The sequence below is a fragment of the Streptomyces sp. NPDC018031 genome (assembly GCF_044327625.1).
In the GTDB taxonomy this organism is placed as follows: domain Bacteria; phylum Actinomycetota; class Actinomycetes; order Streptomycetales; family Streptomycetaceae; genus Streptomyces.
Genome location: NZ_JBIRFT010000021.1, coordinates 60,418 through 77,951, shown reverse-complemented (window position 1 = coordinate 77,951; position 17,534 = coordinate 60,418). Strand labels below are relative to the sequence as shown.

Sequence of the window (17,534 nt, the reverse complement as noted above, 5' to 3'; positions counted from 1 at the left end):
GTCAGTAGTCCTCACCCGCAGCGGCCGCGGCGACCTCGGCGAGGAACGGGACCGCGGGGGCCTCGTGCGGGGACTCCCCGTACGGCGAAGGCCGTGCCGCGACCGTCAGCCGTCGGCGGACCAGGGCGCGGATGGCGTCTCGGTCGACGCGATCCTCGGCTTCGCCGGACGTACCGGAGCGGGCGGGGCCGAAGCCCGGCCCGAAGCCGGGCAGCAGGACACCGACCTCGACATGCGGCGCCACCGCCCCGTCCGGCAGGTCCGCATCGGCCCGGCCGGTCCACACGTCCTCCCACCTGGCGAGGGGCACCCGGCTCGGGCGGCCGCTGTTCACGCGGACCTCCGCGACCAGGGGCGCGCCGGCGGCGGGCGCCTCGCTGTGCGCGACGACCTCGACCTCGATCTGCCGTCGCGCGCCGAGCGCGCGAGCGGTCCAGGACACCGCGTTCTCGGCCGCGTCGACGAAGCCGGGCGGGTAGCGGCGCCAGTCGTTGGTCCCCTCGCCCCGGGCGATCACCCGCCCGCCCCCGGCGAGCGGTCGGCCCGCCGAGAGGGCGTAGCCGTCGAGCCGTGCGAACAGCCCGCCGAGGTCGATCGGCACAGTCGCCGAACGGCCCTGGCCCAGGGACCGGCGGAGGTGGCGCACGGCCGGCGTGTCCGTTCCGGCGGCGTCCGCCGCGTCGTCGATCAGCCGCAGGGTGCTCTCCACGTGGTGTGCCGTGTCCGTCGTCCGCGGGGCCGCGCGCCACCACCGGATGAGCGGGGCGAGGGCCGGCTGGTGCTCCTCGATCAGTTCCGCCACGCAGTCGTCGGGCTGATCGCCGTCGTCGTCGAACAACTGCTGACACCGGTGGGTGAGCGCGGCCAGCTCCAGGCCGAGCAGGTCCGGGTCGAGCACCGGTATCCCGTCCATGGAGGACGCCGGCCACCACCGGGCCGCCCAGTGCCCGAGGCCGAGCCGGGCGGCGCTGCCCGCGAGGGCGGTCATGTCCGCCGCCACCGGTGCCCGGGCCGGCCGCCCGGTCGCACGGTCGTGGACGGCCGCGGCGACGCGCTCGCCGTAGAGCGCCCACAGCCACTGCTGGGCCCGTCCCTCGTCATGGATCTCCGCCGACGGCGGGCCGGGGTCGCCGAGCACGGGCCAGGTCAGAACGGCGCCCGCGACATCGAGGACGGCACGGGTGAAGCCGGAATCCACCGTGATCGCCTCGTCGTAGGTCCTGGCGTGGCCGGGAGCGGGGTCGGCGGCGATGCGGATCGTGCCGTCCTCGCCCCGCTCGACATGGACGTCGACGTCGCCGCGCGCCATCAGGCGTTCCTCCGTCCGGCCTCGGGCGCGGGGGGCGCCGACAGGGTGCGCAGTGCCGACCGGACGCGGGCGCGGTGGTCCATCATCACGGAGCGGGCGACGCCGTCGAGCACCGCCCAGGTCGACGCGAGGTCCACCAGCGGTGCGTCACGGACGTCCCGCCCGTGCAGCCGCGCCCACAGCCGCCGCATATAGGCGGCCCATGGTGCCCGGAGGTCCCGGGCGAGGGCGTCCAGGACTCCGCCGTCCGGGTCGGGAGAAACGGCCATCCTGCGGGCACGGAGCACCGAGGCCTCCCGCCGCCAGCGGCTGTTGACGGCACGGTGCGCCGTGGTCCGCCCCGACGCGGATTCCCCCGTGCCCAACGGGTCGAGACCGACCGCGAGTCGGCCGCCGAGGACCACGGCGACACGCAGGCTCTCGTCGTGCAGGCCGAGCGGAGCACAACTGCGGCCGGCCTCCCGACCGACGAGCTCCGGCACCGTCGGCAGTTCCTCCCGGCGGGCCGACGACTGCAGGACGACGAAGACCCGCTCGAAGAGCGTGCGGTCCAGCGGGGCCGGAAGCGTGGCCGTCGAGGCGCCCCGGCCGATCTCCGGACGCGGTGGCGCCTGCCGCGCGGTCAGTCCCAGGGGGGCCGGCAGGTTTTCGCGTCCCCAGACAGCACTCGTGTGCCCCCACAAGGCCCGGCCGAACAGGCCCCCGTGTCCGGATTCGACCATGGACGTGTACTCCGCCGGGTTCCCCGTCCCGCCCGGCGCGCCGCAGCGTTCCAGGACCTCGGCCGCCAGGGCGACCGCCGCGGCGGCGGCCGGGGCCGACGCCGGGAGACGGTTCTTCCACGCGGTGTCCAGTTCCTCGTCGAGCCGGGAGCGGCGGGCGGCGTCAGCCAGACAGACCTTCAGCGCCTCCACCGTGCGTCCGCCGGTGATGCCCGCCACGTCCTCGACCACGGCCCTGGCGATCGCCTCCGCGCCGGCCGAGGGAGCTCCGTGCTCGGTGGCCAGCTCGAAGCAGCGCTGGAAGTAGAGGTCCTGGGGGTTGCCCGCCACGATGCCCAGCGCCCGGCGGACCCTCTTGAGCAGTGTGAACCACTGTGCCGTCGCCACAAGACGCGTACCGGACTCCCGGATCAGCCCGTCGAGGGTCGCGGCCTGCACCGGACCCAGGAAGTCCACCGCGAGTTCGGGCCGCAGCGTCGGCCTGACGACCAGCGGCAGCACGATCAGCTTGACCGTCCGGGTCAGCGGTGCCCCACCGGGGCCGCTCAGTGATCCCAGCCCGGGCCCAAGTCCACGCCAGGCGTGGTCGATGACCAGGGTGCGCGGTCGGCGCTCGCCGGTCGGCGGGGTCGAGGGCGGCATGTGAGGAGACTACGCCGACCGGCAACGGGCGGGCGAACCTGGGATCGGTAGGCGCCCGCGGCCACTTAGCTTTCACCCCGTCAGGAAGCACGACAGGGCGCACCGACGGGGGCAGCCCGTCACCGGAGGACCGCTCGCGCGGCCGGGCCGTACTCGCGGCCGCGCGGATCAGGTCGAGGTCGGTCGGCCGCCGGCCGGCCCTGCGCCGGACATCGCCAGAAGGGAAGAACACCATGGGAATCTTCGGAAGGCGCAAGAGCCGCGAGGAGCGGGCCGCCGAGATCGCCGGCAAGGTGGCCAGTGGCAAGGGCTTCCACGGCCGCGCCGCGCGTGCGTTCCTCGGCGAGGCGGACTTCGCCGGGGTCCAGCAGTCGATAGGCGCGTACAACTCCGCCGTCGACGTACGGCGGTTGCTCGCCGCGGGGGCGCCGACCACTCAGGCCGTGGTCGTGTCCATCAGCGACACCGGCCGGCTGGTCAACTTCGACCCGGTCGTCGACCTGGTCCTCCAGCCGTCCGGCGCGGCCGGCCGGGTCACCCTCCGCACCATCGTGTCCAAGCTGCGGATCCCCCGCGCCGGCGACCAGGTACTGCTGGTCGCGGACCCCGGTCGGCCCGGACACTACCTGTACGCAGGGGACGGCGTACAACGGTGACTCCGGCACCGTCGTACGAGGCGCCGGCAACCGATCCGGTCCTGCTCTGCTCCGACGGCCGGTGTGCCGGAGGTGTCCGGCTACGTCGGCACCGCCCGATCCCACGTCCGGGAGCCACCTCGGCAGGGGCCCGTGGCTCCGGCCGGTTCCACGGACTGACGATCACCGTCGACAGCGGCGGACGCCAATCCAGGGCGCGCGGCCACGATGGCCCGCGGACTGACTTCCGAGGAGAAAGGCGGGGTTCCGAATGGGCGGTTACGACCTGCTGCGGCTGTGGTGGGCGGTACCCGCCGGGCTGGCGCTGCTCGGCTACGGGCTCTCGCTGGCCGGGCTGACCCGGGCCCAGCGAGCGGTCTGGGTGACGGCACGGATCGTGACGGTGGGGCAGCCGGAGCACGGCGCCTCCAAGACGCCCGGGATACCGGTGACGGTCGAGTTCCAGGATCCCGCCACCGGGCAGAAGCACATCCTGCCGAACGCCGGCAAGCACGGCGACGCGATCGAGGAGGCCTGGGTGGGCCGCGAGTTCTCGGTGCGTTACCCGCCCGGACGGCCGCACCTGTTCCGCATCGTGCTTCACGCCGGGGACAGGAAGGGCCGGTCCGGTCCGAACTGCACGGTCGCCCTGCTCCTCGTCGGGCTGGTGATCCATGCGACCGTCGTCCGGGGCTATCCGTGGGCGCTGCTCGGCTTCGGCGCCCTGCTCACCGCGTCCGCGGCGGCCAGTCCGGACATTCGCCTGGCGCGCACCCGCGACGCCCTGCTGGCCTCGGCCGTCGCCGTCCCGGCGCGTGTCGTGGCCGTCACCAAGGACGTCTATACCGACGGGGAGGGCTCCGAGATCGTCAACCACGCCCCGGTCGTCACCTTCACCACCGTCGACGGTGTCCACGTCACCGTCCTGTCCCGCGACGGCATCCCCGAGCCGAGGCTTTCCCTGGGCCGCGAGCTCACCATCCACTACGCCCCCTCCGACCCGGCCGTCTACACGCCCGACCCCGAAGCCGACCGTCGTGACAACCAGAAGTCCGTCGGTCTGATCCTCATCCTGCTGATCGTCGGCACAGCGGCAGTCGTGGCCGGTGCGGTCACCCTGTGACGGCACCGGCCACCATGCGCCCCGGCGAACGCGGTGGGCGGCCCCGGCGTCTTCGCCCTGCTCGACCTCCGTCGCCCGGGACGACGGCTCCCCCGCCCTCGGACGCGGACGGCCTGCGGCGGGCGTTCGGCCCTCCCCGGCATCGTGGGAGCCGGGCTCGGTGAGCGCCGCCTCTTCGAGCACGAGCCCGAAGGCCGCCGCGAGCGAGCAGCCCGTACCGGCGGGCACGGGACGCGCTGGCGTGCTCGGAAGAAGTGCGGCAGGTGGCGCAGCCATGGCGGAATGCGGGGAGGACAGAACTGACGACGCGATCCGTGGCGGAGCGGGCTGAATGCCTGTGTCACCGCCCTGACGGACGCGCCGGGCCGAGCCGAAGCAGCCCGGGGTGCGGGCACGATAGCGAGCCCGGGGTGCGGCTGCCGACGGGGCGGCGGAGGCGGATGAGGTTGTCGATCGTGGTCACCGGAGAAAGCAGCCGACACCGAAAAGTATCGGACATATGAGCCAAGGGTGACGGCCCCCCGTTTGGCCGGACGGACCCCCTTCTCGCCGTCAGACTCCTGAGGAGAGACGCACGGGTGGGGCGTCCGTATGGGCGATACGGGGTGGGTGTGACAGAGCGCGGTAGGGCCGACCGTGCCGCTCCGGGCGCGACGGGGCTGGGGGTGACGGACCACGGCGTCCGGCCCGCAAGCGCGGCGACCGAGGACCGGCGGGGTGGGCGGCAGTACGGCGACGAGCAGCGGCGGGACGAGGGGCCGGCGCGTGCGGTGCCTCGCCATGTGGCGTGCGTGATGGACGGCAACGGCCGCTGGGCCCAGCGGCGTTCGCTTCCCCGAACGGCGGGCCACCGGGCCGCGGAGACCACCGTCATCGACATCATCGAGGCGGCCCGGGCGGCCGGCGTCGAATGGCTCAGCCTGTACGCCTTCTCCACCGAGAACTGGAACCGCCCCGGCACCGAGGTCGACTACCTGATGCGCCTGGTCCGCCGGGTTGTGCGCAAGCACGCGCCGCTGCTACTCGCCCGCGGCATCCGCTGCCGCTTCCTCGGGGCCGCGGACCCGCGCATCCCCCGTGAACTGGCCCAGGACTTCGACGATCTGGCGACGCTGACCGCCGAGAACCAGGGGATGACGCTGACCGTCGCCTTCGACCACGGCGGACGCCGGGACATCGTCGAGGCCGCCAGGTCGCTGATCCGCAACGGGACACCCGCCGACGAGGTGACCGAGCGGCTCTTCGCGGACCACCTGCCGTTCCCCGACACCCCCGACGTGGACCTCGTCATCCGCACCTCCGGCGAGCAGCGCATCTCCAACTTCATGCTCTGGCAGGTCGCCTACGCCGAGTGGGTCTTCCCCGAGGCGCTCTGGCCGGACTTCCGGGCCCCCGACTTCCTCGCCTGCCTGCACACCTACCGGTGCCGTGACCGCCGCTTCGGCGGCGTACCGCCCCAGACGAACGGAGACCCGCCATGACGACCGGAACAACGGGAACGGCCGACGAGGCACCCCTGTTCGGCCCGGAATCGCAGTTCCGCGCCTTCTTCGACGACCCGCGCTGGGCACTGGCCATGATTCGCGCCACCGTGCTGGAGGCCGCCCACCCGCAGATCGGCGCCGCCCTCGCCGACAACTCCACCTTCGTCGCCCACCCCTGGCGCCGGCTGCGCAACACCTTCCTCAGCATGCGGCGCATGTTCGACGCCGACCCGGCGGTACGCGAACGAGAGGCCGCCCGGCTCAACAGGCTGCACGCCCGCATGAGCGGCTCCGACTCCCGCGGCCGCGCCTACGACGCCATGGACCGCGCGACCCGCGCATGGGTGGTGGCCACCCTCTTCGAGAGTGCCGTCACCATGTGCCGACTGAGCGGGCAGCCGCTCGACCAGGACACCATGGAGCGCATGTACGTCGAGTACCGCGCGTTCCTCGCCGCGCTCGACGGTGACGCCGGGGAACTCCCTGAAGACCTGAACGACTTCTGGCGGTACTTCGACAAGGTCGTCGAGGACAAGCTGGAGAACACCGAGGCAGCCCGCGTCATCCTCTACCGGCTCTTCGACCACCTGCCCGCCCCGGCACTGCTCGACGGCGCGCCGACACTGTGGGCGGCCGGCAGGGCCGTCGTCGGTCCGCTCCTCGGCGCGATCACCGTCGCCTCGCTTCCCGAGGCCTACCGGCGCAGGGCCGGCCTGACCGAGATGCCCGGCGCCCTGACCCTCATGCAGGGCGCCTACCTCGCCGCCGGGCTCACCCGCTTCCTGCCCGAGGGCTGGATCAATGCCGAAACCATCATCGAAACCCTCTCCCTCTCCCCCGACAGCGACGACCCCCGCGCCCGGACCGTGACCGCGCTGCGCGCCCGCATGAAGCGGGCATCGGCCCTGCTCCGCCTCCTCACACCACTGAGCGGTGACACCGGCCCCGACCCGGTCCCGGCCGCCTCGGCGGCCACGGGAGAGAGCCGGCGCTCGGCCGAGGAGTTCTTCCGTCAGGTGCTGGACCAGACCGGCGACGGCCACCTCGACTGGCCTGACCTCGCCGCCATGGCACGTGAACTGGCCACCCGCCTGGACCTGGACGAACCCGAGGAGACCCGGCTCTACGAGGCCTTCGCCGCCTGGTGGCGCGAGCTCCAGGCGGCCCTCGACACGGACGGCGACGGCCGTGTCAGCGCCGACGAGTACGCCGCCGCCGTACCCTCCCTCGCCGGTCCCGCACTCATCCGCGTCGCCGAGGTGCTCTTCGACGCCACCGACAAGGACGGCAGCGGGACCATCGACGCGGACGAGTACCGGGCACTCTTCCGCACCGCCTTCCACCGCGACCTCACCACCACCGACGGCACCTACGGCCGCAGTGCCTTCGTGGGCGACTTCCTTTCCTTCATGTCAGGCCGCCGTACGCATGCCCCGTACGACCCCCTGCTCGCCGACGCCTGACGGACTCGTGCACGTTGGCGCCCACGGCTGCACGAGATACGGTTCTGACTCTCCGTGCAGCGACCACTATCCGTTACGCGAGGAGGACTCGTTTGCGGAGAAGACGGAACCCTGCGCGGCCGAACATCCGGCGCTTGAGCATCTTGAGCCGGTTCCCGGCCCCCGATGTTCGAGCGGGATGATGGTGGGTTCGTCGGCCAGCGGGCGCGCGGTCCGGAGCGTCGGGCATCACGTGGACCATTGATCGGCGTGGTGTCAGGTCTGGGCGGCCGGCTTGAGGCTGTCCTGGCACCACTGGCGGAACCCGGTGGCGGTGGTGGAGCCCGGGTCGCGGGGTTCGGCGTCGTAGATCCCGTTGTTCTGCGCCTCGACCATGTCCGCCATGTCCTGCGCCAGTGCCGGGCTCGCGCCATGCTGCACCATCGTGGCCTGGAAGTCGGCGACCGGGACCTGGCGGTAGTGGACGAGGCGGCCCAGGGTCTCGGCCCCTCACGCCGAACACGGCCCGCTGCACCACACCCGCGCCCGCCCCGACGGCTCTTGAGTAGCTGTCAAGAGTCGACACGAGATCCCGCTCAGCCGAGACGAATACCCCCTGCTCGCGGCAGCGCTCACACCACAGCGGCCCCTTCCCTCTCGTCACTGCCGGCGGCCGGGGCCATCACGCACCAGGCCGTCGGCCCCTCGACGACCTGCCCCTCCTCGGCCAGTGGTTTCAGCCGGACCGGGTGGGTCTCGGCGCTCCGCCCGTTTGAGGTGTCCGAGACGTCCTCGCCGATCGCTGCAGCGATGTCCTGCACCTTCATCGTCTGCCCGGCGCCTGCCAGCAGCACGAGCATCCGCTCACAGGCGACCGACAACGTCAACGGACCCGAGGAGACCGACGGGCCACCCCGGACCGCGACAGCGACGGGCGGGTCCTCAGACGCCGACCCATCGGTGGGCCCGTTGGCGCCCATTGGGCTGTGCTCCCGCGGCTGAGTTTCGGCGGTGCCGTCATCGGCCAGGGCCTCGCATATGAGAGAAGCAGGATCTCGCGTGTGTTCGTCAGGTGAACCAGCCGTTCCTCGGCCGCCGCGGTCTTCTCGCGAAGCATGGACAACTCGTCCCGCACGAGGGCTTCCTCCATGTCCCGACGCCCGAACAGCGACATCGTCGCGGCCCTGCCTCCACCCAGCCGATGCTCGGACCTCACGACGGTGGAAGCCCCGGCCAAACGCAGGGCGATCCGCAACAAGAGCGCAGGCGGTGACCGCAGATGGCGCCAAACGGCCAAGCTCGCCCGCCTCGCGTCTGCACTCCTTCGACGCGGGACCACTCGCGCCCGCAACGTCCTTGCTCCTGAACGGTGCCGGCGTTGTAGGGTCACGCCGTGATTGAACAGCACTCGAGTGAGGCGTTGAAGAACTTTCTGAACACGCTGCGGGTCGGCGAAGTCCGAACCGGCCGAATCACCAGCGTCGAAGGCAGGGAGGTACTCGTCGAACTGGACGGGTTCTCCGGCCCCGGGAAGGCGGTGGGCCGCATTCCTCGCGGCGATCTGACCCGCAAGGCGATCGACCATCCGTCCGAAGCCGTAAGCAACGGGCAGCGGCTGACCTTCGAAGTGATAGCCGTCGACTTGAAACAAGAGTGCGTCTGGGCCTCCGCTGCAGCGTGTGAGGACCCGGCTCTGCGGGCATTCCTTCTCGGCCTTCGGTGTGGAGCAACACACCGAGGTCAGGTGCGGAGCGTCCACAACTTCGGTGTGTTCGTGAACCTCGAAGGCGAACCGGCCGGTCTGTGCACCGGGTTCATCAGAGGACCCGAACTGAGCTGGCTGCGGATCGACCATCCCGCGGACGCCGTCACCGCCGGCCAGCCGGTCGTGGGAGAGATCATCGACGTGGACACCCGGCGTGGACAGGCCCAGCTGTCACTGAAGGCTCTCCAGGAGGACCCGCTCGTCCCCTTCGCGAACCAGGCAGGCCTTGTCACGACCGGCACGGTCACCAAGCTGATCCCCTTCGGAGCCTTCGTCCGCATCGCCGACGGAGTCGAGGGGCTCGTGCACAACACCGAGTTCCGTGACGAGCCCGTCGAAGACCCCGGCCAGATCGCGAGCGAGGGCGACGAGATGACCGTACGGATCCTCGAAGTCGACCTCACGCGCCGCCGCCTCACCCTGTCCGCCAGGAACCTGCCACCGGAGGGGCAACGGCCCTTCTGAGGAACGAGACCGGCTGTGCGTGGTCAGTCAGCGGCAGACAGATGGTGCCACCAGTGGCCACATCCGTGGGAGCAGAAGCGTTCGCGGCGCCGTCCGTCGGCGACCGCAAGCACTGCGATCAGCAGCTTGAACGCCTTGCGGCGTTCGTTGACAGGCGTGAGGCCCGCGATCTTCCCCAGTTGCATGTCGATCCGGCCCCGTGAGATCAACACCACGGGCGTATGGGTCAGCCGCAGCCCGGAACGGCGGATGCTCTCCGGGGCATCCTCAGGGACAACGCGCGCTTGAACGCAGTGATGACGTAGGAACAGCAGCACCTCGGACTGTTCCTTCGAGCCGAGGTCGTCGAACCACTCGATGCCTTCGGACATGGGGCGCAGCCCTTGAGCGAGTTCGTTGAGCAGGACGTCCCGTTCGTTCACGACTGCCCCCGGGAGATCAGGCGGCACTCGGCCGCGGTGTCGGCGCGGATCCACATCAGCCCTCGTCAGGGCGCATACCCACAGCTCACTGACCACGCCACTCTGCCGTGCGCAGCCGCTCGAACACCAACCCATGACGAGCGGCATCGGCGCAGTACCAGGGAACGATCTCCAGCCGACGGGAACCGATCACCACCCGTCTCGGGAGTGCCCTGGTCAGCGGTACCCGTGAACAGCCCCACCCTGACGTCACCGGCCGGACCGGCGCACTACCTACCCCGTACCGACGGTCCTTCATCATCCTTGGTCCTTGCCCGGTGCTTCAGTCAGGAGTCCTGGGCCAAGCTGGAATGGGCTCTTCTCCGCCTGCCCTACAACGTGACCTCGGCCCGAGAAGCCCGAGGCGACTACGCCTCGACCTCGCTCGGCAGCCCACACGTTCGTGCTCGCGGAAGCCGATCTCTCGGACCTCGGTCGGCGTGCGGCCGTGGAGAAGCCTGTTGAGCGGGGCGGATATCGTCCCAACATGACACAAGAGTTCGAACTTGCTGCCTCCTTGGGCGCAGGCGTCACAGGCCGCAGTGGTGCCTGGAGCTTCATCCAGGGCTTCACTGCCCACTGGGCTGGTGCCCTGGAGAGCGGTGACGGGTGGGCGGAGGCTGATCTGGTCGATGCCGAGGAGAGGCTGGGCATCCGGCTGCCGACGGCGTTGCGCGAGGCGTATCTGCTGTTCGGGCGCCGTCACGATCTCACCAGCAACCACGATGTGCTGCTCGGCCCGGCCGAGCTGTATGTGGATGGTGCCAAGGAGGCGCTGGTCTTCCGCCACGAGAACCAGGGAGCCGCATCCTGGGGCATCCTCCTCGACAGCATCCAGGACGACGACCCCGCAGTGGTCATCCGGCCTGACCTTGCCGACAAGAGCGCCGAGCGGTGGGAGGAGTGGCTGGAGCGCCTTTCCCTGTGCTTCGTCGAGATCGTGCTGTCGGAGTCCGTACAGGCCGATGAGGAGCTGTGCGACTTCCTCGACCCGGACGGCGACAGCATCGACCTGCTGGAGGCGAACACCGTCCAGCTGCCCTTCCCCGCCTATCCCATCGGCCAAGAGGAGCACACCATCCGGTGGTTCCTGGGCCAGGACGTCCTCCTCCGTGACGACGGCGGCATGGCCATTCTGGCCCGCGGCCGGACAGCAGAAGACCTCGACCGCGTTCGCGACCTGCTCCCGGGAGACTGGATCAACGACGATCGCTGACCCCGTCCCAGGCCTTGGAAGCCGAACAGGGTCCGCTCGGCGAGGCACTCTGACCTGCTTGCCGGAGCGGGGTCCACGACTGTGGGACCCATGACATCGTCAGCCACGCTCACCTTGAGGGTGAGGCGTCCGGAAGAGGGGAAGATCGCCGATGACCGACGCGGCCCTGGCAGGTGCCGCCGACTGGGGACCCGCCGGTCTCAGCGGCCGGGACCGCGAACGGGAAGTCCTCGACGGGCTCTTGACGGGAGCCCGGGAGCACCGGGGCGGGGCCGTGGTGCTCCTCGGGGAGGCGGGGTCGGGCAAGACAGCACTGCTTGACCGGTGTGCCTCGGCGGCAGCAGGCGGAGCCCGGCTGCTGCGGTGCACGGGAGTCCAGTCGGAGGCGGCGCTGCCGTACGCCGGTCTGCAGGTGCTCCTCCGGGGAGCCCTGGACCGGGTCAGGAGCCTGCCGGAGCGACGGTTGCGGGCGTTGCGCGGGGCGATCGCGCTGGATGACGCGCCCGCCGGGGACCGCTTCCTGGTGGGAGCCGCGACGCTGGGCCTGCTCGACGAGCTGGCCGAGGAACGTCCGGTCGTGGTCCTGGTCGACGACGCGCATTGGCTGGATCTGGAGACCGTGGACGCGCTGCTGTTCGCGGCCCGTCGGCTCGGCAGGGGGCGGGTGGCCATGGTGTTCGCCGCGCATGAGGATTCGGCGGCCTTCGACGGCGCGCCGGGCCTTCCGACGCTGCACCTCGGGCCGCTGACCGACGACGAGGGGGCCGCGCTGCTGGCCGGCCGGGCGCCCGATCTGCATGCCACCGTGAGCAGCCGCATCCTCGGGCTCGCGCGGGGCAACCCGCTGGCCCTGATCGAACTGGCGGGGGCTCTGACGGCGGCCCAGCGGGACGGGAGCGAGCCGCTGGACGCGCGGGAGATCGCCGTGTTGCCGGCCTCGTGGCGGGTGCGGCGGATCTTCGACGAGCGGATCCGGGCGCTACCCGCCCCGACCCGTCTGCTGCTGACGGTCGCCGCGGCGGACGACACCGGTGACGTGGCGCTGCTGGTGGCGGCGGGGGAACGGGTGGGCGCGGCCGCCGGGGACCTCGGGCCGGCGGAGGCGGCGGACCTGGTGAGGGTGTCCGGGCGCCGGCTGGTGTTCCGGCATCCGCTGGCACGGGCCGCCGCATACCAGGGGGCGGTGCTGGTCGAGCGGACGGCCGCGCACCGGGCGCTCGCCGAAGCGGCGCCGGCCGCCGGGGACATGGGCCGCCGGGCCTGGCACCTGGCCGCGGCTACCGTCGGCTACGACGAGGAGGTAGCCGCCGAACTGGAGCGCAGCGCCGAGCTGTTCCGCTCGCGGGGTGGCCGGGCCGCGGTCGCCGCCGCCTATCGGCGGGCCGCACGGCTGACCGAGGACCAGGAAGCCCGGTCCCTGCGGCTGGCGGCCGCGTCCGCCGCCGCGGCCGAGGCCGGACAGGCGGGGCTCGCGGGGACACTCGCCGACGAGGCGGGGCCGGTGAGCAGCCCGTCGGCGGTCGCCCGGCTCGCCAGCGTCCGGGCGGCGCTCGAACACGGGCAGGGCCGCGCGGAGTCGGCCCGGCTGCTGCTCGTCGAGGCGATATCCGAGGTGACGGCACACCGTCCCGCCACGGGGGCATGGCTGCTGTTCGAGTCGGCCGCGATGGCCTGGGACGCGCCGGACCCGGTCGCGGCGGCCCGCGACACCCGGGCGCGGGTGGCCGGTCTGGACTTCGGCGAGCATCCCGTGCACCGGGGCGCGGCCGGGGTGCTCGACACGATGGCGGGTGATCCGGCAGGCGGGGCGGCGGCGATACGGGAGTTCGCCGGTTACGTCGTGCGGACCCGGCGGGAGCGCAGCCTGACCGATCAGGTGCGGCTGCACGGCTGGGACATGCTGCTCGGCGAGTACCGCACGGTGCACGAAGAGGCCGTGGCCCTGGAGCAGGAGTGCCGTGCGGAGGGTGCCGTCGGCGTGCTGCCGCGGGTGCTGCTGCGGCTGGCGCGGCTGCGGCTGTTCCTGGGCCGCCACCGGGACGCGTACACGACGGCGGTCGAGGGCCTGGAGATCGCTTGCGACACCGGTCAGCGCCATCTCGCGGCGATGTTCCATGGCGTCCTGGTGGTGCTGGCCGCGCTCGACGGGGAGGAGCCGGGCGGCATGGCGGGGCCGGGAGGGACCGCAGGGCCGGGCAGCGGGGACCGGCAGGGTCCCGCCGGGCGGACGGGGCGGTACCTGAGCCCCGGTGTCCCGCCGTTCCCGGTCTGGCTGACCAGGGCGCAGGGCCTGCTCGACCTCGGGCTCGGCCGCTACGACCGGGCGCTGCAGCGTTTCGCCGTACTGACCGGCGGGCCGCACCGGCACCTCATGGTCTCCGTACACAGCCTGCCCGACCAGGTGGAGGCCGCCGTCCGGATCGACCGGGCCGCCGACGCCGGGGCGGCCGCCGAGCGGTTCACGCACTGGGCCGGGGCCACCGGGACCGCGTGGGCAGGGGCGGTGGAGCTGCGGTGCCGCGCCCTGCTCGCCGCCGACAACGCGCGGGCGGAGGAGTTGTACGCGCGGGCGCTCGCCGCCCACGAGGGGGACGGCCGCCCGTTCGAGGAGGCGCGCACCCGGCTGCTGTACGGGGAGTGGCTGCGCCGGGCCAAGCGCCGGGCCGCCGCCCGGGAGGCGCTGACCGTGGCACTGGAGTCGTTCGAGCGGATGCCGGCGGCCGCGTGGGCTGACCGGGCCCGCACGGAGCTGCGGGCCGTCGGCGCCGCCCCGGCCACGCCGGCGGCGGCCGCGGACATCGTCGACCGGCTGACCGCGCAGGAGCTACGGGTCGTCCGGCTCGCGGCGACGGGCCTGAGCAACCGGGACATCGGCGCCCGCCTGTTCCTGAGCCCGCGCACGGTCGGCTACCACCTGTCCAACGCCTACCCGAAGCTCGGGGTGACGTCGCGGGCCGCACTGGGAGCGCTCAACCTGGGATGACATCCGCCTCACCCCGGCACTCCCGTCACCCCAGTCGACCTGCTCACCCCTTCGGCCTCATCGGTATGCACGCCGGTACGACACCCGGTCATTCGACGGATCCGCAGGTCCGGGCGCGCTTCCTACGGTTGTCCTGTTCGAGGAACGTCCGTGTGGGAGGGTTCATGAAGGTCCTGGTGCTGGGTGCCACCGGTTACATCGGCTCCGCGGTGGTGTCGCGACTGACACTGGAGGGCCACGACGTGGTGCCCCTGGTGAAGAACGCAACCGCGCTGCATCCCGACGTGCCGGCGCGGGTCGGCGATCTGGCCGACCCGGCGTCACTCCGCGCGGCGGTGACGGACGAGGTGGACGCGGTGGTGAACCTGGCCACGCCGACGGGTGACGAGGCGGTGGACACCGCAGCCATGGAGGCACTGCTCGCGCCGCTGCGCGGCACGGGCCGGACCTTCGTCTACACCAGTGGCGTCTGGGTGCTCGGCGCCTCCGGGGACGCCCCACTGACCGAGGACGTCGGCACCGACCCGATCGCGATCGTCGGCTACCGGCCCCGGATCGAGCAGCAAGTGCTGGCCACCGCCGGGGACGACGTGCGGGCCCTGGTGATCCGCCCGGGCATCGTGTACGGCCGGGACGGCGGCATTCCTGCCCTGATGACGGGCTGGGCCCGGGACCACGGCACGGGTCGCTACGTGGGTCCGGTCGCGACCCGCTGGCCGATGGTGCACGTCGACGACCTCGCCGAGCTGTACGCCCTCGCGCTGACCAAGGGCCGCGCGGGTGACCTCGTGCACGGCGTGGCGTGGGAGTCCGTCCCGGCGGCCGCGGTCGCGGCGGCCGCCGACGTCGCCGCGGGCGGCACCGGCCGGGCCGAGCCGTGGCCGCTCGCGGAAGCCGCCGAGGTGCTCGGGGCGCCGTTCGCCGAGGCGCTCGCGCTCGACCAGGTGGTGTCGGGGCGGCGCGCCGTCGAAGAGCTGGGGTGGCGGCCGAGCCGCCCGTACGTCCTGACCGAACTCGCTGGAGGCACCCGTGGCTGACACCGCCGATCTGACGCCCCCGATCTGCCGCACCTGCGGCACCCAGTACGCCGCCCCGCGCCCGGACTGCCCGGTCTGCCTGGACGAGCGGCAGTACGTGAGCCCGGCCGGCCAACGGTGGACGACACTGGCCGAGTTGCGCGAAGAGGGCCACACCGGCCTCTTCGAGGAGCAGGGTCCCGGTGTGCTCGGTGTCGGCGTCACCCCGCAGTTCGCCATCGGCCAGCGAGCCCTGCTCGTCCGCACCGCCGCCGGCAACGTCCTCTGGGACTGCGTTCCCTACCTCGACGACACCATGGTTCGGGCCGTCGAGGAACTCGGCGGCATCGACCACATCGCCATCAGCCACCCCCATTTCTACTCCTCGATGGTGGAGTGGGCCCACGCCTTCGACGCCCCGGTCCACCTCCACGAGGCCGACCGTCAGTGGGTGGGCCGCCCGGACCCGGCCGTGCGCTTCTGGAACGGCCGCGCACTCCAGCTCACCGACGAGCTCACCCTGATCAACCCGGGCGTGCACTTCCCCGGCAGCGCGGTCCTGCACTGGAGCGCGGGCGACGGGGCCCTGTTCACCGGCGACGTGGTCAATGTCTGCCCGGACAACCGCTGGGTCACCCTCATGTACAGCTACGCCAACCACATCCCGGAGCGCCCCCACGCAGTCCGCGCCGCCGCGGACCTGCTCGCCGGCTACCGCTTCGAGCGGATCTACGGCGCCTGGTGGCACCGGGTCGTCACCTCTCACGGCAACGAGGTTCTGGCCCGGTCCGTCGAACGCTACCTCCGCTTCGAACAGGGCACGGTCCCGGGCGACTGATACGGGTGCCGGCCGTCGGCGCGGCGTCGGCACTGGCCGCCGACGCCGCGCCGATCCCCGTCATGAGATCGCGCGCGACGACCCGGACGAACGGACCGCCCACTTCGACGAGACCTGGTCACGTGTTCGCCGCCGCTTTGGCGGCCTGCTCGTCGTGTTCGCGCAGCATCCGCATGACGGTGGCCGGCGAGCGGCACTGGCTCTTCTTCGCTACTCGCCACGCCGTCACGAGAGGCGAGTTCCCGTCCGGCACGGACGTGCCGCGCGGGGTCGCAACACCTACGACAAGGTCGTGGGCTTCGGCGAGGAGAACTGGCACTACGACGGCCGCCATGTCGGCGTCCTGAGCACCACCCTTCCCGAGGACGCCGACCCGCGCATCACCGTCTACCGCGACATGGACAGCCTTGTCGCCGCCCTCGACAACCGCGGGATCAAGCATGTCTACCCCGATGGTGGACGCCTCATCCAAAGCTTCATCCGCGCCGGACGCGTCAATGCGTTCATCATCAGTGTCGCCCCGGTCCTGATCGGCGCTGGTCACCGTCTCTTCGGCGAGCTGACCGAGGACGTCCCTCTTCACCTGGACTCGGTCGCCGACGTCGGCGGCTTCGCGCAGTTGCGCTACAGCGTGGAGAAGTAGTGGCACATCCGGGCGGGCCGATGCTGTGGCAGTCGATCCGACACCGCCGACCGAACACCGTCACGGCCGCGGTGCGTTGTGCCCGAGCCGGGCCGGGTCACGATCCTGCCGTCCGACGTCGAGGACATCACCACGCTCACCACCGACCACCCCGCGTGACCACCGGGAAGGCCGGCTCACGGCGCCACCCGGCACCGCACGACCCGCGAGGTAGTACAACAGCTCCGCTTCCTCGCCTCGTCGAGGCGTAGGCCGAGCCCTGTAGAGGTCGGGACCAGGGGCTCGCCCCGCGGCTCCGGCGGCACTACCCCGGCGGAGTGGCGGAGTTCGCCTCCAGTCGGCACGTTCCTCGCAGCCTCAGGCCGTCCGGCCACGCCGGACCGCCTGAGACTCCGACCTAAGGTCATCCCCGGATACGGGCCGGCGGGGAGGCTTGGGAGTGGCTGACGACGACCTTGCCGAAGGGACCGCCGGCCGCGTAGTAGCGGTAGGCGTCCACGGCCGCGTCGAAGGGGAAGACACGGTCGATCACAGGCCGCAGTCCGTGCGTCCCGATGAAGGCGTTCATCGCGGTGAACTGAGCGCGGCCCCGTCCGAGACGGGGACGACGTCGGGCTTGACCGGCAGCACGTAGGTCCCGTCGAGCACCATGCGTTCGCGGAAGCTCAGGGACGTCGCTCGCACCGCCACCAGGGCCTGGCCTGGACCGGGCACGGGCATGTCGTGCTCGCGGACGGCAAGGCCGGACAGCCCGGCACCACTTGTGCGACAGGTGGTAACTCAGCATCTG

17 protein-coding genes are annotated in these 17,534 nt (G+C 72.2%); 10 read left to right on the top strand and 7 right to left on the bottom strand.

Annotated features, from left to right (window positions below; translation table 11 throughout):
* Position 1 precedes the first annotated feature (1 nt).
* The gene (locus ACH4B3_RS30525; RefSeq protein ID WP_398468328.1) at positions 2-1,309 is read right to left on the bottom strand and encodes a hypothetical protein; all 1,308 of its coding nucleotides are present in this window, start codon (positions 1,307-1,309) and stop codon (positions 2-4) included.
* Complete coding sequence (locus tag ACH4B3_RS30520) at positions 1,309-2,673, bottom strand: hypothetical protein (protein ID WP_398468326.1); 1,365 nt, start codon at positions 2,671-2,673, stop codon at positions 1,309-1,311. The genes ACH4B3_RS30525 and ACH4B3_RS30520 overlap by 1 nt, the downstream gene beginning before the upstream one ends.
* Positions 2,674-2,906: 233 nt before the next feature.
* Between ACH4B3_RS30520 and ACH4B3_RS30515 the strand changes: the two genes are divergently transcribed.
* The 4 genes from ACH4B3_RS30515 to ACH4B3_RS30500 all read left to right on the top strand — a co-directional run bounded on the left by ACH4B3_RS30515 (position 2,907) and on the right by ACH4B3_RS30500 (position 7,378).
* Entirely contained in the window at positions 2,907-3,329 is a 423-nt protein-coding gene (locus tag ACH4B3_RS30515) for a hypothetical protein (protein ID WP_398468324.1), read from the top strand.
* A gap of 250 nt (positions 3,330-3,579) precedes the next feature.
* On the top strand, positions 3,580-4,431 hold the full coding sequence (locus ACH4B3_RS30510; RefSeq protein ID WP_398468322.1) for a DUF3592 domain-containing protein: 852 nt from the start codon (positions 3,580-3,582) through the stop codon (positions 4,429-4,431).
* A 770-nt stretch (positions 4,432-5,201) separates the two neighbouring features.
* Positions 5,202-5,912 carry a polyprenyl diphosphate synthase gene (gene uppS / locus ACH4B3_RS30505; protein WP_398468372.1) on the top strand — a complete coding sequence of 237 codons (711 nt, stop codon included), beginning with the start codon at positions 5,202-5,204 and terminating at the stop codon, positions 5,910-5,912.
* Positions 5,909-7,378 (top strand): oxygenase MpaB family protein, encoded by a 1,470-nt coding sequence (locus ACH4B3_RS30500; protein ID WP_398468320.1) that lies wholly within the window; start codon positions 5,909-5,911, stop codon positions 7,376-7,378. The genes uppS and ACH4B3_RS30500 overlap by 4 nt, the downstream gene beginning before the upstream one ends.
* Before the next feature lie 255 nt (positions 7,379-7,633).
* On the opposite strand, the gene ACH4B3_RS30495 is transcribed toward ACH4B3_RS30500, so the two are convergent.
* Both ACH4B3_RS30495 and ACH4B3_RS30490 read right to left on the bottom strand, forming a co-directional pair.
* The gene (locus tag ACH4B3_RS30495) at positions 7,634-7,801 is read right to left on the bottom strand and encodes a hypothetical protein (protein WP_398468318.1); all 168 of its coding nucleotides are present in this window, start codon (positions 7,799-7,801) and stop codon (positions 7,634-7,636) included.
* A gap of 188 nt (positions 7,802-7,989) precedes the next feature.
* Complete coding sequence (locus ACH4B3_RS30490) at positions 7,990-8,244, bottom strand: hypothetical protein (RefSeq protein ID WP_398468316.1); 255 nt, start codon at positions 8,242-8,244, stop codon at positions 7,990-7,992.
* Between the two features lie 506 nt (positions 8,245-8,750).
* On the opposite strand from ACH4B3_RS30490, the gene ACH4B3_RS30485 reads away from it, so the two are divergent.
* Positions 8,751-9,587 (top strand): S1 RNA-binding domain-containing protein, encoded by an 837-nt coding sequence (locus ACH4B3_RS30485; protein ID WP_398468314.1) that lies wholly within the window; start codon positions 8,751-8,753, stop codon positions 9,585-9,587.
* Between the two features lie 23 nt (positions 9,588-9,610).
* On the opposite strand, the gene ACH4B3_RS30480 is transcribed toward ACH4B3_RS30485, so the two are convergent.
* Positions 9,611-10,009, bottom strand: coding sequence for a DUF5958 family protein (locus ACH4B3_RS30480; protein ID WP_398468313.1), 399 nt, complete (start codon positions 10,007-10,009; stop codon positions 9,611-9,613).
* A gap of 526 nt (positions 10,010-10,535) precedes the next feature.
* Here ACH4B3_RS30480 and ACH4B3_RS30475 point away from each other — a divergent pair.
* From ACH4B3_RS30475 to ACH4B3_RS30455, 5 genes are all read left to right on the top strand, one after another.
* Positions 10,536-11,264 (top strand): SMI1/KNR4 family protein, encoded by a 729-nt coding sequence (locus tag ACH4B3_RS30475; RefSeq protein ID WP_398468311.1) that lies wholly within the window; start codon positions 10,536-10,538, stop codon positions 11,262-11,264.
* 151 nt (positions 11,265-11,415) lie between these two features.
* Entirely contained in the window at positions 11,416-14,247 is a 2,832-nt protein-coding gene (locus tag ACH4B3_RS30470) for an AAA family ATPase (protein ID WP_398468309.1), read from the top strand.
* A gap of 152 nt (positions 14,248-14,399) precedes the next feature.
* Positions 14,400-15,284, top strand: coding sequence for an NAD-dependent epimerase/dehydratase family protein (locus tag ACH4B3_RS30465; RefSeq protein ID WP_398468307.1), 885 nt, complete (start codon positions 14,400-14,402; stop codon positions 15,282-15,284).
* Positions 15,277-16,101 (top strand): MBL fold metallo-hydrolase, encoded by an 825-nt coding sequence (locus ACH4B3_RS30460; protein WP_398468305.1) that lies wholly within the window; start codon positions 15,277-15,279, stop codon positions 16,099-16,101. Before ACH4B3_RS30465 ends, ACH4B3_RS30460 begins: the two co-directional genes overlap by 8 nt.
* Before the next feature lie 292 nt (positions 16,102-16,393).
* Complete coding sequence (locus ACH4B3_RS30455; RefSeq protein WP_398468303.1) at positions 16,394-16,744, top strand: dihydrofolate reductase family protein; 351 nt, start codon at positions 16,394-16,396, stop codon at positions 16,742-16,744.
* A 403-nt stretch (positions 16,745-17,147) separates the two neighbouring features.
* Here ACH4B3_RS30455 and ACH4B3_RS30450 read toward each other — a convergent pair whose 3' ends face one another.
* The gene (locus tag ACH4B3_RS30450) at positions 17,148-17,312 is read right to left on the bottom strand and encodes a zinc-binding dehydrogenase (RefSeq protein ID WP_398468301.1); all 165 of its coding nucleotides are present in this window, start codon (positions 17,310-17,312) and stop codon (positions 17,148-17,150) included.
* A complete protein-coding gene (locus ACH4B3_RS30445; RefSeq protein WP_398468299.1) occupies positions 17,309-17,458 on the bottom strand; it encodes a hypothetical protein in 150 nt (49 codons plus the stop codon). Before ACH4B3_RS30445 ends, ACH4B3_RS30450 begins: the two co-directional genes overlap by 4 nt.
* Positions 17,459-17,534 lie beyond the last annotated feature (76 nt).

Bases quoted from the DNA above. Each gene is read 5' to 3' on its own strand.
- ACH4B3_RS30525 (WP_398468328.1), bottom strand. From the start codon at position 1,309: ATGGCGCGCGGCGACGTCGACGTCCATGTCGAGCGGGGCGAGGACGGC.
- ACH4B3_RS30520 (WP_398468326.1), bottom strand. From the start codon at position 2,673: ATGCCGCCCTCGACCCCGCCGACCGGCGAGCGCCGACCGCGCACCCTG.
- ACH4B3_RS30515 (WP_398468324.1), top strand. From the start codon at position 2,907: ATGGGAATCTTCGGAAGGCGCAAGAGCCGCGAGGAGCGGGCCGCCGAG.
- ACH4B3_RS30510 (WP_398468322.1), top strand. From the start codon at position 3,580: ATGGGCGGTTACGACCTGCTGCGGCTGTGGTGGGCGGTACCCGCCGGG.
- ACH4B3_RS30500 (WP_398468320.1), top strand. From the start codon at position 5,909: ATGACGACCGGAACAACGGGAACGGCCGACGAGGCACCCCTGTTCGGC.
- ACH4B3_RS30495 (WP_398468318.1), bottom strand. From the start codon at position 7,801: ATGGTGCAGCATGGCGCGAGCCCGGCACTGGCGCAGGACATGGCGGAC.
- ACH4B3_RS30475 (WP_398468311.1), top strand. From the start codon at position 10,536: ATGACACAAGAGTTCGAACTTGCTGCCTCCTTGGGCGCAGGCGTCACA.
- ACH4B3_RS30470 (WP_398468309.1), top strand. From the start codon at position 11,416: ATGACCGACGCGGCCCTGGCAGGTGCCGCCGACTGGGGACCCGCCGGT.
- ACH4B3_RS30450 (WP_398468301.1), bottom strand. From the start codon at position 17,312: ATGAACGCCTTCATCGGGACGCACGGACTGCGGCCTGTGATCGACCGT.